The organism is Bacillus mojavensis, assembly GCF_012648005.1.
Lineage (GTDB): Bacteria > Bacillota > Bacilli > Bacillales > Bacillaceae > Bacillus > Bacillus mojavensis.
On the sequence record NZ_CP051464.1, the window covers coordinates 3039160 to 3053168 of the forward strand.

At 40.9% G+C, this 14009-nt stretch carries 17 protein-coding genes and 1 pseudogene; 1 reads left to right on the top strand and 17 read right to left on the bottom strand.

Going from position 1 to position 14009, the window contains the following annotated elements:
- Window positions 1-26: 26 nt before the first annotated feature.
- The 6 genes and pseudogenes from HC660_RS15960 to degQ form a co-directional block, all read right to left on the bottom strand.
- Complete coding sequence (locus HC660_RS15960; RefSeq protein WP_106022011.1) at window positions 27-407, bottom strand: hotdog fold thioesterase; 381 nt, start codon at window positions 405-407, stop codon at window positions 27-29.
- A 17-nt stretch (window positions 408-424) separates the two neighbouring features.
- Window positions 425-1069 (bottom strand): two-component system response regulator ComA, encoded by a 645-nt coding sequence (comA, locus tag HC660_RS15965; RefSeq protein WP_168748642.1) that lies wholly within the window; start codon window positions 1067-1069, stop codon window positions 425-427.
- An 80-nt stretch (window positions 1070-1149) separates the two neighbouring features.
- Window positions 1150-3464 (bottom strand): annotated as a pseudogene (comP, locus tag HC660_RS15970) (two-component system sensor histidine kinase ComP).
- 15 nt (window positions 3465-3479) lie between these two features.
- Complete coding sequence (locus HC660_RS15975) at window positions 3480-3647, bottom strand: competence pheromone ComX (protein WP_044158946.1); 168 nt, start codon at window positions 3645-3647, stop codon at window positions 3480-3482.
- On the bottom strand, window positions 3631-4533 hold the full coding sequence (locus HC660_RS15980) for a ComX modifying tryptophan prenyltransferase ComQ (RefSeq protein ID WP_168749496.1): 903 nt from the start codon (window positions 4531-4533) through the stop codon (window positions 3631-3633). Before HC660_RS15980 ends, HC660_RS15975 begins: the two co-directional genes overlap by 17 nt.
- A gap of 184 nt (window positions 4534-4717) precedes the next feature.
- Window positions 4718-4858, bottom strand: coding sequence for a degradation enzyme regulation protein DegQ (degQ, locus tag HC660_RS15985; RefSeq protein ID WP_010331694.1), 141 nt, complete (start codon window positions 4856-4858; stop codon window positions 4718-4720).
- Between the two features lie 460 nt (window positions 4859-5318).
- Here degQ and HC660_RS15990 point away from each other — a divergent pair, with 460 nt between their 5' ends.
- The gene (locus HC660_RS15990) at window positions 5319-5687 is read left to right on the top strand and encodes a YuzC family spore coat inner layer protein (protein WP_010331695.1); all 369 of its coding nucleotides are present in this window, start codon (window positions 5319-5321) and stop codon (window positions 5685-5687) included.
- Here the strand turns inward: HC660_RS15990 and HC660_RS15995 are convergent.
- From HC660_RS15995 to essA, 11 genes are all read right to left on the bottom strand, one after another.
- Entirely contained in the window at window positions 5663-6892 is a 1230-nt protein-coding gene (locus HC660_RS15995) for a cyclic di-GMP phosphodiesterase (RefSeq protein WP_168748643.1), read from the bottom strand. The two genes, HC660_RS15990 and HC660_RS15995, sit on opposite strands and share 25 nt — an antisense overlap.
- A 135-nt stretch (window positions 6893-7027) precedes the next feature.
- Window positions 7028-8497 (bottom strand): nicotinate phosphoribosyltransferase, encoded by a 1470-nt coding sequence (locus tag HC660_RS16000; RefSeq protein WP_010331697.1) that lies wholly within the window; start codon window positions 8495-8497, stop codon window positions 7028-7030.
- A 15-nt stretch (window positions 8498-8512) separates the two neighbouring features.
- Window positions 8513-9064 (bottom strand): cysteine hydrolase family protein, encoded by a 552-nt coding sequence (locus HC660_RS16005; protein WP_168748644.1) that lies wholly within the window; start codon window positions 9062-9064, stop codon window positions 8513-8515.
- Between the two features lie 96 nt (window positions 9065-9160).
- The gene (locus HC660_RS16010; RefSeq protein ID WP_168748645.1) at window positions 9161-9559 is read right to left on the bottom strand and encodes a YueI family protein; all 399 of its coding nucleotides are present in this window, start codon (window positions 9557-9559) and stop codon (window positions 9161-9163) included.
- A 70-nt stretch (window positions 9560-9629) separates the two neighbouring features.
- On the bottom strand, window positions 9630-9878 hold the full coding sequence (locus tag HC660_RS16015; protein WP_010331700.1) for a YueH family protein: 249 nt from the start codon (window positions 9876-9878) through the stop codon (window positions 9630-9632).
- A 73-nt stretch (window positions 9879-9951) separates the two neighbouring features.
- Window positions 9952-10173, bottom strand: coding sequence for a spore germination protein (locus tag HC660_RS16020; RefSeq protein ID WP_010331701.1), 222 nt, complete (start codon window positions 10171-10173; stop codon window positions 9952-9954).
- Between the two features lie 59 nt (window positions 10174-10232).
- A complete protein-coding gene (locus tag HC660_RS16025; RefSeq protein ID WP_010331702.1) occupies window positions 10233-11342 on the bottom strand; it encodes an AI-2E family transporter in 1110 nt (369 codons plus the stop codon).
- Between the two features lie 259 nt (window positions 11343-11601).
- Entirely contained in the window at window positions 11602-11838 is a 237-nt protein-coding gene (locus tag HC660_RS16030) for a YuzF family protein (RefSeq protein WP_010331703.1), read from the bottom strand.
- 176 nt (window positions 11839-12014) lie between these two features.
- Window positions 12015-12545, bottom strand: a complete 531-nt coding sequence (locus HC660_RS16035; RefSeq protein ID WP_010331704.1) for an HD domain-containing protein — start codon at window positions 12543-12545, stop codon at window positions 12015-12017.
- Window positions 12546-12742: 197 nt separating this feature from the next.
- Window positions 12743-13474, bottom strand: coding sequence for a (S)-benzoin forming benzil reductase (locus HC660_RS16040; RefSeq protein WP_010331705.1), 732 nt, complete (start codon window positions 13472-13474; stop codon window positions 12743-12745).
- 63 nt (window positions 13475-13537) lie between these two features.
- Window positions 13538-13990: a type VII secretion protein EssA gene (gene essA, locus HC660_RS16045; RefSeq protein WP_010331706.1), complete on the bottom strand. Its 453-nt coding sequence runs from the start codon at window positions 13988-13990 to the stop codon at window positions 13538-13540.
- Window positions 13991-14009: the final 19 nt, after the last annotated feature.

Below are 14009 nucleotides of genomic sequence, written 5' to 3' on the forward strand. Positions count from 1 at the left end.
GGACAGGCAGAGTTCCGGCTGTTTTTTTATTTTGTGATGACAGCCAGCGTGCATCTGGATATACAGATCAGCCTTTCTTGCTCGTCATAAATGTGAATCTGATACACAATGGTCGTTCTGCCTTTATGAACGGGCTCGGCTACGGCCTTTACCGTTCCTTCCTTAACAGATTTCAGATGATTGGCGTTGATCTCCAAACCGACACATACTTGTGTACTAGAATCGATTAGATGCTGCGCACCCACGCTCGCCGCAGTTTCCGCAAGAGCCACTGAAGCGCCTCCATGCAAATAACCAAAGGGCTGGACTGTTCGGTGATCCACCGGCATCACTGCCACGCAGCGTTCCGCTGTGCTTTCTACAATTTCAATTCCCAGCGCGCCAAGCAATGTATGTTTCATATCCATAGTTTACACTCCCTTATTTAAAGCACACCGTCTGATTTTGCAATCAACACCGCTTCCGTCCGGGAACCGACATTAAGCTTGTTGAAAATCGACGTCAGGCTGTATTCAATGGACCGCTTGCTTAAATGAAGCGCATCTGCAATTTCTTGGTTGGTAAAACCTTTTTCAACTTCTTGAAGAATCAGGCATTCTCTTGGTGTGAGCACATCTTGTTCTTTTTGAGAGGAAGGGGCCGGCTTTGTTTTTTGCTGAGTCATCAGCTGTTTAAAGTAAGTGAAATCGACTAAAATTTCTCCGTTGAGCACGTGATATATGTATTGGGTGATCTTTTCCTTTGATTCGGTTTTGCTGATGGCGCCGTGCAGACCCGCACGAATCGCTTCCTCAAAATAATCCTCGACCTCATAACCGGTATATACGATAATTTTACAATGAGGATTCTCTTGTAAAATCTGTTTAGAAAGCTCCATCCCATTGACATCGCCGCCTAAGTTCAAATCCATTAAAATGAGATCATATGATGAGAAATCATGCTGGCGTATGAACTGTTCGCTGGGTTCAGGACTGAGACAATCAACAGACAAATTCGAATCCGTTTCCAAAATTGTCTTGGTGCCTTCCATGACAGCCGGATGGTCATCAATCACTAGTATCTTTTTCATGTTTTCCTCCCTTTTACTCACTCATTTCCATTTTATAAAAAAGACTTGGCTTATGCCAAGTCGTTTCCGTTATAAAACCATTACAATTCCATTTCAATATCGGCCTTAAAGCCCTTTCCTTCACTTGTTTCGATTCGGAGGCGTCCATCTAAAGCCCTGACTCGCTCCTTAATGCCAGAAAGACCCATACTCATGGAATGTTCGTTGGTTTTCTCTTGATCAAATCCCACACCATCGTCCTCATAATGAAGAACAATTTTGTTTTGAATGCTGATCAGCATAATAAGCACTTCCGTCGCCTGAGAGTGTTTCACTGCATTCGATAAAAACTCTTGAATGATCCGGTACAAATTCAGCTGCGAATCCAAATCAAGCGACGCCGTAAATCTGCCGGTATTTAAGCGAATATGAAACGGAACCCGCTCCTGCTGCTGCGCCACCAGCTTGGACAACGCCTTCACCAGTCCCAAATCATACAAAAGCTGCGGCCGCAATTCATGACACGTCTCTCTCGTCATCGAAATCACATCAGACATCTGCTCATTCATCTGCACGAGCTTGTCCTGCACCTCTTCACGGCATGGATCATCATCCTTCTTAAAATCAGCCAAAAACAGCTCACACTGCCGCTTTAATGAAATCAAATCCTGAAGAACTGAATCGTGGAGATCGCGGGCGAGATCAGAGCGTTGTTTTTCTTCGATCGCAAACATTAGCTTTTTCAGCCATATCGGGTTTGTTCCCTCTTGTTTTAAGTCCTTCAAATGTTCCATGAGTTCTTCAATCTGCATGACATTTTCCATTGACACGCTCGTGTAAAAAGAAAGTGTCTTCAGCCATGATATTTCATCACGTGTTAGCCGAGGAGTGTTAATATTAGATAAACAAAGCAAAACATAAGAACTTCCGCCTCGTTCACCAACTTTCATGAGAAAACCCTGATTAACTTCGATAATTTTCCCGATTTCTGAAGTTACGTTTTCAAATTCCTTTTCATATAGTTGCCAATCCGGCTCCTTGACTTGCTTATCTAGATATATCACTTTGTGATCAGGAGCAATTTCGAAGGTATATGCCTTGCTTACAAGCAGGACATCCAAAATAGTATTTTTCAATTCTTTAAAGACTTGTTGAAGAGAAGTTACGCTTCTCATAAGCTGAGTGTATTTAAAAATACTGTCCTGATAGTTGAATTTTTCAGAAAACCGTTTTAATCGAAATTTAAAATCTATGACCTCTTTGAAATAGAAGACAGAGAACATGACAACAAAAATAAATACAGTTTGGCGTGCAGGATTCATTTGTATTCCCACTAGATCAAACCAAACTAATGCTCCAACTGTAAGTAGAGTTGGTATGATAGCAAGGAGAGTATAATATCTCATCCTTCCTAAAATAAATTCTATATCAAACATTTTATTAGCCACAAACTGATACACTAAACCGAAAGGAATAAGTACAAGCAATGACGCTGAAATTAACGTAACGCCGGGAAAATATAGTTACCTGTAAGTATAATCGGAAGAACATAAAATATTAAAAATGGCGCAAATGAAAGTGTATTTGTTAAAATTAATAATTTAATAATAAACGAATGCTCAGCATATTTATGTTTATTTAGATGGAAGTATATCGATACAAAAGCAAATAAAGTTAAAGCCGCAAAAGAAACCAAATTAACAGTCGCCAAAAAGTCAATATCAACTTGAAGATAGGCGCGATAAAACTCAATCACAATGTTAAATATTGGGATTACATAAAGAGCCGAGATTCTTTTCAAAAAAGTTTTTCCTATCTCTTTAAGATATCCTTGTATAAACTGAAGATAAAGAATAGGAGAGGATATAAAAGTAAACAAGTTTATATACCTATTAATTCTATGTCCTCTAAATGGTCCACCTGCACTTATATAAGCTATTGAAATGTCTAATAACAGCAAAACAAGAATATAACCAGCAAATGACTTTCTTACTTTACTTACCTTAAGTATATAAAAAATACATATTATGCTTAAAAAATAAAAAACCAAGGGAAGTACGAACAAAAAGAAACTATAAGTTCTATTTAAAGTAACTAAATCAAAATCTTCGAGATGAATCTTTTTTCCATACCTTAAAATATCCAAACTGTTAATATGGCTCAAATATCCCCATTTCAAATGCTTTGTTGATGGTTTTTCTTCATTAATTTTTAATATGATATCTCCCGTTCTGAGACCAACAAATTGTCCATACGAAGACTCTGATATTTCTTCTATTACAAATTGATTTTTATGATTTTTTTGAACCTTAGTACCAATAATAATACCATTCATACTGATATATGTTATGTAGCATATATAGAGAACACTCAAAGCAATTATGGTTAATGTGAATTTTTTTATTAAGTTCTTCAATTTAAAATTCACCTATTAACCATCCCATTCACGGGTTGTTGGGCTAGACAGATGATAATCATTGTAAGCTTTAATTATTGTTTCAGTTTCGTCTGAACTAAAACCTATAAGACAAGCTTCTCTATTTTTCAATTTTTTTAAAACCTCAGGATAACTTAAAAAGTAGTTAATTAGGTCTTGCATTTTCATCACCCTTTTTATAATTTAATAAGTGTTTCTTTATCAAATCTTTTTTCTCTTTATATAAATTTAATTGTTCTATAGCAGAAATACATTTTTGCTTATATAGCTGCAATAATACTGAAACGTATTGGGTAACTCCTGCCTTAATTAACTTTTCTGCGAATTTATCCTTATTTAATAACGCCTTATGATACAAATCCTTATTTGAAAATAAGTACAATAATTCTTTCGAAGCTTCATTAAATACACGTTTAAGATATAAATAAATCAATGTTTGTTTATTTTTTTCAATATCACTGCGATTTCCAGAAAAAAGAACATGATAGTCTCCAGAAATTTGGGCTACAATTCCCTTATAATAGGAGTATCTTTCGACTATTTCATTATATTCATCTGTAGCTAATATAACACCTGTTACATTAGCTAATGCTATCAAGCTCCCACATTTTAATCTAATTACCTCTAAACACTCATCCTCTGTTTTGGATTTATTAGTGATATCGTCATGTTGACCTTGCATGGCCTCTTTCACATATTTTAAAACATATTTAAAAATCAAAGGATTGATATCCATGGAATGAATACTTGTTAATCCTATTGTATATAAGAAAAGCGCAGCATTTAAGGATTCTGATCGATTAATTTTCATCCATAAAGCCTGATGATTATCTTCATCTTCAAGATCATCCATGATATCTGATGAAAGAATAAGAATTTCTATTCCTGCACCGAGCTTTGTTGCAACCTCTAAATTCTTCCCTCCAAAAACCACATAATGTAAAATTGCAGATTCAGCAAAGGAGAATATTTCTTTAGAATCGATAAATGAGTAAAGAAGTTGTGTCAAATCTTCGTTAAAACTGTATTGCTTTATAATTTCTTTCATTTCCCGTTTGATATCAACCGGATCTAAACACATCTGCTCAATAACGACTTCCCCCCTCCCCTTCCATTTTACTAAATGGGCTATCCAAAGGACAGCAGGTTTTTCGTTTTTTAACAATCATATAATACTTTATCCATTTATTGTACGGGAAGAACGAAAAAAAAGACTTGTTTCCAAGTCTTTTTTACGAAATTTTCATTGCGTATGTGAATTTATCGAGCTGATCAATGCTTTTGTTAATGTTTCGTAATGAATCTGTCGTTTCTTTAATATCAAGTTCGAGTCGGAATAACAATTGTTTTACTTCTTCAAGTTTCTTTTCCATCGTTTCCACACTCCTTTTTTTGAAAGATCAATGAATTGTGTATGGTGAACGAGTCCTAGGTATTTGATCTGTTACTAATAGTGTATCTGGTTTCGAGTTATTTTTCACCGAAAAGTATACAAAAAGATCCTGCGTGACACCGCAAATATCAATAGGTCTTTGTGCTTAAAGGAATCACAATGAGAACAGGACTATTTTTCTACGTGTGAAAACGGTGATTTCGGATGGAATTGAGAAAGATTCTTAATTCCTTTGATTTTATTGTATTTAACTGTTTCACCAAGTAAGACTATAGTCCCCCTTGCTGCTTTTTCAAAGTTTAATACGCGATTCTTGGCGTATCGTGACCGACAAACACCGAAAAGACCGCAACGCAAAGTTGTGGCCTTTTTGCTTTGTCATATTCGGCACCTGAGTGATCTATACATATAGACATATCCCCTTTTTGCGAGGTGCTTCCATGAGATATCCTTATCCTTGGCTCTACGTCTATCCGTACGACATACGCCGTCCGCCCGCTCCTGCCGCCAATACAGCGACCTTTATCCGTTCCGCACAGGATGCCGCCGGGCTGCTTGCTGATGCTCAGCTTGTACTTAGGCGCATTGCGGGGTCACAGGAGCTTTCGCGCCGCATCATGACCGCAGCGGAGCAGTCAGATAAACAGACAGTAAAACGTCTGATCAAACAGACAGGCGTCCGGCATGATGTGGATTCGGTCTTTAATCCCGATGGCATATACATCAGCCTAATCAGCACGCAAAGCCGAATCATCGTGGCGTTGCGGTGGTCAGAAGACCGCAATTACTTTTCGCCCATGAGCTTATGACACCACTCCAAGGCTTCCAAATAACAGTCGTACGCTTCTTCCTTGTCCAATTCTTTTGCTAATTCTCCGCAAGTGTCCCAATTGTTGGTTTCGATTAACTTCACAAGTTCAAGCATTTGGTAATAGTCATTTTGATGACCTAATAACGCTTGACCTACTTCATCTATTAAAGGCAATTCTTGAATAATCTCTTCTATTTCTCTGTGCAAAAGGGTGTCTATGAGAGAAAACATCCCGATCAGCATATACGAGGCCGGCTGCGGGCGCGCTGTTTTTCTTGCCAACAGTTCACATAGTTTTGCTCTCATTAAAGAAATTTTTATGATTTCGTGTTTGCTGGAATTCCCTTTTCTGCTTAAATCCTTAAAGGATAGGATGTATATCCACCGTTTGATTTCGTTAAACCCAAGAAGCATGATAGCCTGCTTAATGCTGTCGATCTTTTGGGTTAAGCGGTTATGAGAAGAGTTTAAGAATTTTAAAATTTGATATGACAGTGATAAATCACGTTCTATGTACTCAGTTACACGCTGGATGTTAGGCTGCTCTTTGCTTAATTCGTTGAGCAATTCATAGTAAGAATAAAAATGGGTCGACAGATCATGGCCGCTGATGATACGCGGTTCGCTGAAAAAGTAGCCTTGAAATAACTGAAAGCCATCTTGCACCGCCTGTTCATATTCTTTGCGTGTTTCTACTTTCTCAGCTAAAAAAATCAGGCCGCAGCTGTTGTAGGTTTGCAAAATTTTTCGGCGTTCCATTCGGGTGGTTTTAAGAAAATCAATTTTCAATATATCAATATAGCTCATGAGCTTTTCCAATAATTTTTCATTTTTCGGGTTTATCGCGTAAAAATCATCGAGTGCCAGCGTATACCCCATTTTTTTCAGCTCTCTGCACCTTGAGACGAGAGCCGGAGTGATCGGTATATCTTCAAGGATTTCAATCACAAGCTGTTTTGGATTGAAGGAGGTGGGGAGATCCGAAAACATCAGGCTTTCAGTGAAATTGACAAAACAGCGTTTTCCTTCCGTCAGCTTCTCGATTCCGATGTTTAAAAAGCTGTTAATCACCAAATCTGTTGTAGCCTGATCGCCGTCTGCAGCGGAATACACATTCTCTTCGCTCTCTCTATATAAAAGTTCATAAGCGACAACCTGTTCTTTTCGATTAAATATAGGCTGTCTTGCAACAAACACCCTCATTGATTTATCCTCCTTACAAAACACGCGGCTTTCCACCCTAAGTATATCAAATAATTTGACGAAATTTGTCTAAACATGAAAAATATTATTCCCACAAAAAAACTGGCCTCTTCGCGAACGAAAGGCCAGTTTGCTTTATTCTTCGAGCTCTTCTTCAAGTCTGCTTTTCACTTCATGGATCCGCTGCATTTTGTTGCTCCAGCAGTCCTCGCTTAAATCAACCGGGTATTCTTCAGGTTTGCTGATTCTCTTATATTCCTCCCACAGAAGGCTGAGGTTGTCTTGTACGTATTGCTGAATGTCAGAAATCTCAGGGTTCTGGTAGCATAGGATGCCTTTTTCAAAAATCAGCTCGTGAAGATCCTTCGCATAGAAATTCGTGACGAATTTGCTGATGAAGGTATGAACCGGGTGGAACATTCTCAGCCGCTTCTGGTCATTCACCTGCTCGTCATAAAGCGCAATGTAATCACCTTCAGAATGATGATTTAACTGATTAATAATTCGGTACACTTTCTTTCTGCCAGGTGTCGTCACTTTGTCAGGGTTGGATGAAATTTTGATCGTGTCGACCATTTCTCCGTCTTCTTCGATGGCGACGAGCTTATAAACTGCACCGAGAGCAGGCTGGTCATAGGCTGTAATCAACTTCGTGCCGACACCCCAGACATCTATGCGCGCTCCCTGAGCCTTTAAATTCATAATGGTATGCTCATCCAAGTCACTCGATGCAATGACTTTCGCGTCTGTAAACCCTGCTTCATCAAGCATTTTCCGGGCTTTTTTTGACAGGTACGCCAAATCGCCGCTATCCAGGCGGATGCCAATGAAGTTGATGCGGTCTCCGAATTCCTTGGCCACTTTAATCGCATTCGGCATGCCTGAACGGAGCGTATCATACGTGTCGACTAAGAAGACGCAATCCTTATGCGTTTCCGCATATTTTTTGAACGCTGTATATTCATCGCGGTAGGCCTGCACAAGCGCATGTGCATGTGTGCCTGATACCGGGATATTAAAGCGCTTTCCGGCTCTTACATTGCTTGTCGCGCTGAAGCCGCCGATTAAGGCTGCTCTCGCTCCCCACATAGCCGCATCCATTTCATGCGCCCGTCTTGTTCCGAATTCAAGTGCAATTTCGTCGCCAATGACGCCCTTGATGCGCGCCGCTTTTGTCGCGATTAATGTTTGGTAATTCACAATGTTAAGCAAAGCTGTTTCAATAAGCTGCGCTTCTACAAGGGGAGCTTCCACCCTCATAATCGGCTCATTGTTAAAAACCAGCTCTCCTTCTTTCATGGAATAAAGAGAACCTGTAAAAGATAAACCGCTCAAATAATCAATAAAATCTTCATGATAACCAAGCTCATCTCGTAAATAAGTCAGGTCACTATCGGTAAACTTGAAGTTTTCCAGATATTCAATGGCTTTTTCCAAGCCCGCAAAAACCGCATAGCCATTCTCAAACGGAAGCTTTCTGAAAAAAAGCTCAAAAATCGCTTTCTTTTCATGAATGCCGTCTCTCCAGTAAGTTTCCGCCATATTGATTTGATAAAGGTCTGTATGTAATGACAGGCTGTCATCTTTAAAACCGTACTCTAACACTGTTTTTCCCCTTCCTTACTCTGCCACTTGCGCTCCGATGCTGTTTGCAAAATGGGAAAGAGCCCACGTATGCCCCTCCTGATTAAAGCTGGCAACAGCCTGTTTATGCACAACAATCCGGAAACCTTTGTTGTATGCATCAACCGCTGTATGCAAGACACAGATATCTGTGCAGACGCCGGCTAAATGCAGCTCGTCAATCTGCCGCTCTCTGAGTTTCAGCTCTAAATCAGTACCCGCAAAAGCAGAATATCTCGTTTTTTCCATGTAATATACATTATGATCATGTGCATGTTTCTGATATAGAGGCAAAAGCTTTCCGTGCAGGTCTTTTCCTTCCGTACCCTTGATATTATGCGGTGGAAACAGACGGGTTTCAGGGTGATATTGATCCCCTTCATTGTGAGAATCTACTGCAAATACGACGTAATCACCGTTTGTGATAAAGTGTTCTGTCAAATTGACGATCGCCTCTTCAATCATTCTGCCGGGCTCCCCGCAGGTCAATTTTCCGTCACTCGCCACAAAATCATTCGTATAATCAATACAAATAAGTGCTTTTTTCATAGCCGGCCTCCCCGCCATCAGTATGAGAACATTATATCTTATCTCCCGTTGTAAGGGAATTGCCATGAATAAAAAGACAAACGGTCCGTTTGTCTCTTAAGATTTCAGCACCGACCGATTAAAAATGTCGTCCTGAATATATATAGATTCATGATTTACCGCACTGTCCGCCGCAATGACAAGGCCTAAAGGCGTCTGAAACTGAAGATCAGATACGACCTTAAAAGGCACCCCGTTTCGGTTCGCCATTTTTACATAAGGGGAATAAGACTGATACTGAAGCTCTCCATTGATAAGAAGAGATATATGTTTATTACGTTTAAACGCCTGCTCCGCTTCGTCATATGGTTTGCTTCTGAGCACCTGCCCTTTTGTCAGTGCCAAAAGCACTCTTTCCCGCAATGAGCCTAAAAACAAGTGGCGCTCGTCAGGTTTTGTTTCCAGCGGCCCGTACATTCCTTGCTGTAAATAGAGATCCAGCGTTTCATCACTCAAAAGCTCGTCCTCCCGTCTTGTTTGTCTTCATTATCGCCTGATCCTGCGGGGGCTAAACTTTCAACGGCTGTTACATTTCCGTTACCCAGTGAATGATTTTTTTTGCCAGCTCACCAGCAGGCTCTTCCTCTGTATGCCGGCGCAAAGAAGCCTCCAGCCGTTCTGGCAGCGATGATTTTTCTTCCTCGTATGAAATTATCGTGCTCCACTCCAGTTGCGGAACGGCTACAAGCGTATGCAGCTCTTTTCTGTTTTCATGCAGATATACATCAGTGATCATTCCTGTTTGTGTGCTGATATTTGCTTTTCTGATTTTCATAACATGACCTCGCTATTTAAAAGACTATCCATATTATACAATAAAAAAGCAACAGCCTCTCTAGAAAAGGCTGTTACCCGTTAAACGAAACGGTATCATCAATGATATCGGCATCGTTAAAATTTGTTTTACTATATTCGTTATTGATCTTCACAAAATCCCCAAGCTGAAATGTGCCAGACCCAGCACCTGTGTGATCAACGCTTTTCGGCGCAATCGCAAACACATCTCCAAAGCTGGCTGCAGCATCACCTGATATAGACATAATATATATTGGCCCTACAATCGCAGGCATTTCCCCACCTCCGCACTGATTTACAGCATCATATGCGGAAAGGAGCCAATGGTGCCCGCCTATTCAGCGGGACGTTCGTTTTCTTCAAGGCGTGACCGCTGGCGCAGCTTGATCAGCCGTACGATATTCAAGAAAAACGCCTTGACTACCGCATACACCGGCACAGCTAAAATCATGCCGAGAATGCCGCCGAAGCTTCCGGCTCCGATCAACAGCAAAATGATGGTAAGCGGGTGCGTATTCAAACGTTTTCCGATAACGAGCGGAGAAAGCAGATTTCCGTCGAGCTGCTGAACGATCACAACCACGATGATCGCAAAAAGCGCTTTGGCCGGTGAATCCATAAAGCCGATAATGACAGCCGGCGCAGCGCCAAGAAAAGGTCCGACATATGGAATGATATTTGTAATGGCCATGACAATTCCAAGAATCAGCGCATATGGCAGCCCTGTTATCAAGTATCCAATAAAGCACGCTGTCCCTACAAAAAGACAGATTAACAGCTGTCCCTGAAAATATGCAGCGAGTGTGTCGGATAAATCTTTAAAGATTTTTAGACCTTCTGTCCGGTAAGAAGCCGGAAGTATTTTGACTGCCAGGTGCGGAAAGCGGTGTCCATCCTTCAGCATATAAAAGAGGATAAACGGAACAGTGATAATGACAAGTGTGATATTAGTCACGACACCAAACACCGCGGATAAACTGGATGTAATATTTTGCGGCAGGTTTTGGAGAAAGCTTGTCAGAGACTGTTCAATTTTTGATATGGATACATAATCCTGTGTCATCATCCAGGTAAACCATTGAGAGTGAGATAAATCCTTTGTCAATGCCTGAATCTGTTTTATATATTCAGGAAGATTGTTAAACAGCCCGGTCACCTGCGATGTAATGACAGGCCCGACTGCCGCAGAAACAAAGGCAAGCAAACCGATAAATACTAAATAGATGAGCAGAATCGATAATGTCCGCGGCATTTTTTTCTCAAGCAGGCGGACAACCGGATTAAAAATAAAATACAGAATTCCTGCGATCAGCATCGGGAAAAACAATGTCGTGATAAACACGATAAACGGCTGAAACACAAATGAAACTTTTGTTGCTACGAAAATAATCAGCAAAACAAATAAAATTTGCAATGTCCAAAAATGGACTTTTGATTTCAACAAGCTTGTTCCTCCTAGTTTTTCTTTGTCTTACAGATAAAAGAACTTGCACCCCATTATTGTAACAAAAATGAACTGATATCAGAACTTTTAATCAGTGAATGGACTGTTGATTATGCAGACTGTGACATACGGCAGGGACGCCGGACTGACTTATGTACATAAGGTGTCTCTGTTTTCAACGATGACGGGGCGTTTTTACAGCGCTTAACTGAAAAATAGGACGTCCCGGTGTACGCCTATTTTTCAAACGCAAGCACTGTTACACCCGTTCACTGTAATCTGGCGTGACGGAAACCATGTGCTGGATACTGATTAAAAAAACAGAATTTCGGGCTGCTTCAATGATGATATGGTCTGGTTTTACATCAATCAGTCTGCCTCTGACCGTGTCTCGTACTGTTTGAATAATGAATTTTGAGCCGATGAGCTTTTTAATGGTCTGATAGACATAAGGATCGACTAATGAGACCAGTTGCGGACTACCTTGGTTGGCCATACTTCAATCCCCTTTATATGTTTTATCTCAGCTTATGCCACGGGTAAGGATAATGACACAGGCTTACCGGATAACACCAGGGGATGCGGAGACGATTGGGGAGTGTGGGTGTAAGGAAATGGTGATGAAACGGAGACAGCGAAGAAAACAGACGCTGTTCCGAATACAGGCGGGATCTATACAGGCTTTTTGATAGAAGACTGGGCTTGATCGATTAAGCGGTCCAGCTTTTCTATTTTTTTCAGTGCGATTGCTTCGTCAATTTGTCGGTAATGATGATGGCCGCCAGGTTCTTCATCAAGTTCGTCCGCTTTTTTGACAATCTGCTGCAGCGTATTTTTATCGAGTTCACCTTCAGGCAGATAAGAATCGGTATGAAGCAAAATGGCAAGGGCAATCTCTTTTGCTGCTTTCGGTTCTTCACCAAGACGAATCAAGAGCTTATGCGCCCGTTCCGCCCCTTTAATGGCATGGATGTCATTTCTTCTGTATTTTTCATAATCCCACTTTCCGTCTGTATACCATTCATAATGGCCGATGTCATGCAGCAATGCCGCTTTTGTGGCTAAATCAGGGCTGATATCAGCCTTTACAGACAGCCTGTATGCATGATAGGCGCAGGCAATCGCATGAGCCACGCCTGAACGCTGTAAATATTTTTGTGCAATTGGATGGGTGAAGACATCCATTAATGTAACCTTTCTCATGGAAACCCCTCCTTTAGATATTTTTAGAATCCTAACATAATTTGAGGAGAAACTCAATTCTTATGTCATATCATTTTCGTTTACTTTTCATGTTTGTTATACCCTAAAAGCAGAGTTTCAGTCAGTATATGCAGCCGGACTCCAGAACGCTTAAGCTATCGCCTTTCTATATAAAAAAAGAGCAGATTCACTCTGCTCTATAAAAACTCTTTTATATCATATATGCGCCCGTTTTCCGCGCCTGTCTCTAATAAAGAAAGCAGCGTGCCGGCAATAAAGGCCGGACTGCGAAGGCTTCCTGTTTCATTCAATTTCCGGAACCGCTCGATGTCGTGAAAATCCTTTTTCGATGATGCACGGATGACGGCCTGCATGTCAGTGTCCATGACACCCGGTGAGAAAGAAATCATGTTCATCGGCCGTTCTTCGTCCTCCTGTTCAAATCCGAACGTTCTCGTAAACATATCAAGTCCGGCTTTTGAGCTGCAATACGCGCTCCACCCCTTGTATGGGTTTTTGGCCGCGCCAGAGGTAATATTGACGATTGTTTTTCTGCCGCTGTACAGAGCAAACTGTTTTGTAAACAGCTGGCTTAGGAGCACGGGAGCGGTCAGATTAAGCTGATAATGGTGCTGCAGCTCTTCTAGAGACGCTTCTCCGGCGCGTTTGATCGGCGTTACCATTCCGGCGTTATTGATCAGTGTGATGGCTGAATAATTAGCTGGATTGATGGATGAAAGCAATGTTTTAAATTGCTGTTCAGCCTCTGTCAGATTAATTAGGTCAATCTGATACTGTGTCAGTTTCTCATGTGAAACATCTGTTGTTGTTCTGGACAGGGCATGGACTTCATGGCCTTTTTCTAAAGCCTGTAATGCAATGGCTTTCCCCAGTCCTTTTGACGCCCCGGTGATGATATAAAGTTCCATTGGAAACCTCCTCCTTCCGTTCTTATTGTACGGACCGCTTTTAAGCAAAACAAGCGCGGGCGCTTACGCCTTTTTATTATCCTGCACGATAACCTTTGGTATGAGAAAAACAATGCCTGCGATCCCGAGCAGAATCAGCACAATATAGATGATCGGGAGCAGGAGTGAAGATGATTCTTTTTCTTCCATTTCCGTTGATGACGCTTTTGTGATCGGTTTCTCGGAAAATGTAATCCCCAGCTGTTTAGATTGAGCCGCGATGGTGTTGGAGCCCTCGGCATCTGTTGTTGTAAACAAATCCTTTATCAGCTCGGCATCCCGATCCTTCGGTTTTTCAAAGGTGATGTCCTTTTGTTCCTCAGGCAGTTCTGTTTTCTCCTCATAGGAAGAATCTTCATGCAAATAATTCGTATCGATTTCAATGTCTTTCTTCTCATATTGGTTTGGCGCGACATCCGTATTTTTTTCGGTTTCGGCAGCAGCGGCAGAGGGTATGAAAAGGGAAAAGGAGAGCATACATATCATGATCCCCTTT

Coding starts and splice junctions, on each gene's coding strand:
- HC660_RS16015 (WP_010331700.1), bottom strand. CDS start 9,878: ATGAAAATCAGAAAAGCAAATATCAGCACACAAACAGGAATGATCACT.
- HC660_RS16035 (WP_010331704.1), bottom strand. CDS start 12,545: ATGAGAAAGGTTACATTAATGGATGTCTTCACCCATCCAATTGCACAA.
- HC660_RS16030 (WP_010331703.1), bottom strand. CDS start 11,838: ATGGCCAACCAAGGTAGTCCGCAACTGGTCTCATTAGTCGATCCTTAT.
- HC660_RS15995 (WP_168748643.1), bottom strand. CDS start 6,892: ATGAGGGTGTTTGTTGCAAGACAGCCTATATTTAATCGAAAAGAACAG.
- HC660_RS15960 (WP_106022011.1), bottom strand. CDS start 407: ATGGATATGAAACATACATTGCTTGGCGCGCTGGGAATTGAAATTGTA.
- HC660_RS16020 (WP_010331701.1), bottom strand. CDS start 10,173: ATGCCTGCGATTGTAGGGCCAATATATATTATGTCTATATCAGGTGAT.
- degQ (WP_010331694.1), bottom strand. CDS start 4,858: ATGGAAAAGAAACTTGAAGAAGTAAAACAATTGTTATTCCGACTCGAA.
- essA (WP_010331706.1), bottom strand. CDS start 13,990: ATGCTCTCCTTTTCCCTTTTCATACCCTCTGCCGCTGCTGCCGAAACC.
- HC660_RS15980 (WP_168749496.1), bottom strand. CDS start 4,533: ATGAAAGAAATTATAAAGCAATACAGTTTTAACGAAGATTTGACACAA.
- HC660_RS15990 (WP_010331695.1), top strand. CDS start 5,319: ATGAGATATCCTTATCCTTGGCTCTACGTCTATCCGTACGACATACGC.
- HC660_RS16005 (WP_168748644.1), bottom strand. CDS start 9,064: ATGAAAAAAGCACTTATTTGTATTGATTATACGAATGATTTTGTGGCG.
- comA (WP_168748642.1), bottom strand. CDS start 1,069: ATGAAAAAGATACTAGTGATTGATGACCATCCGGCTGTCATGGAAGGC.
- HC660_RS16040 (WP_010331705.1), bottom strand. CDS start 13,474: ATGGAACTTTATATCATCACCGGGGCGTCAAAAGGACTGGGGAAAGCC.
- HC660_RS15975 (WP_044158946.1), bottom strand. CDS start 3,647: ATGCAAGACCTAATTAACTACTTTTTAAGTTATCCTGAGGTTTTAAAA.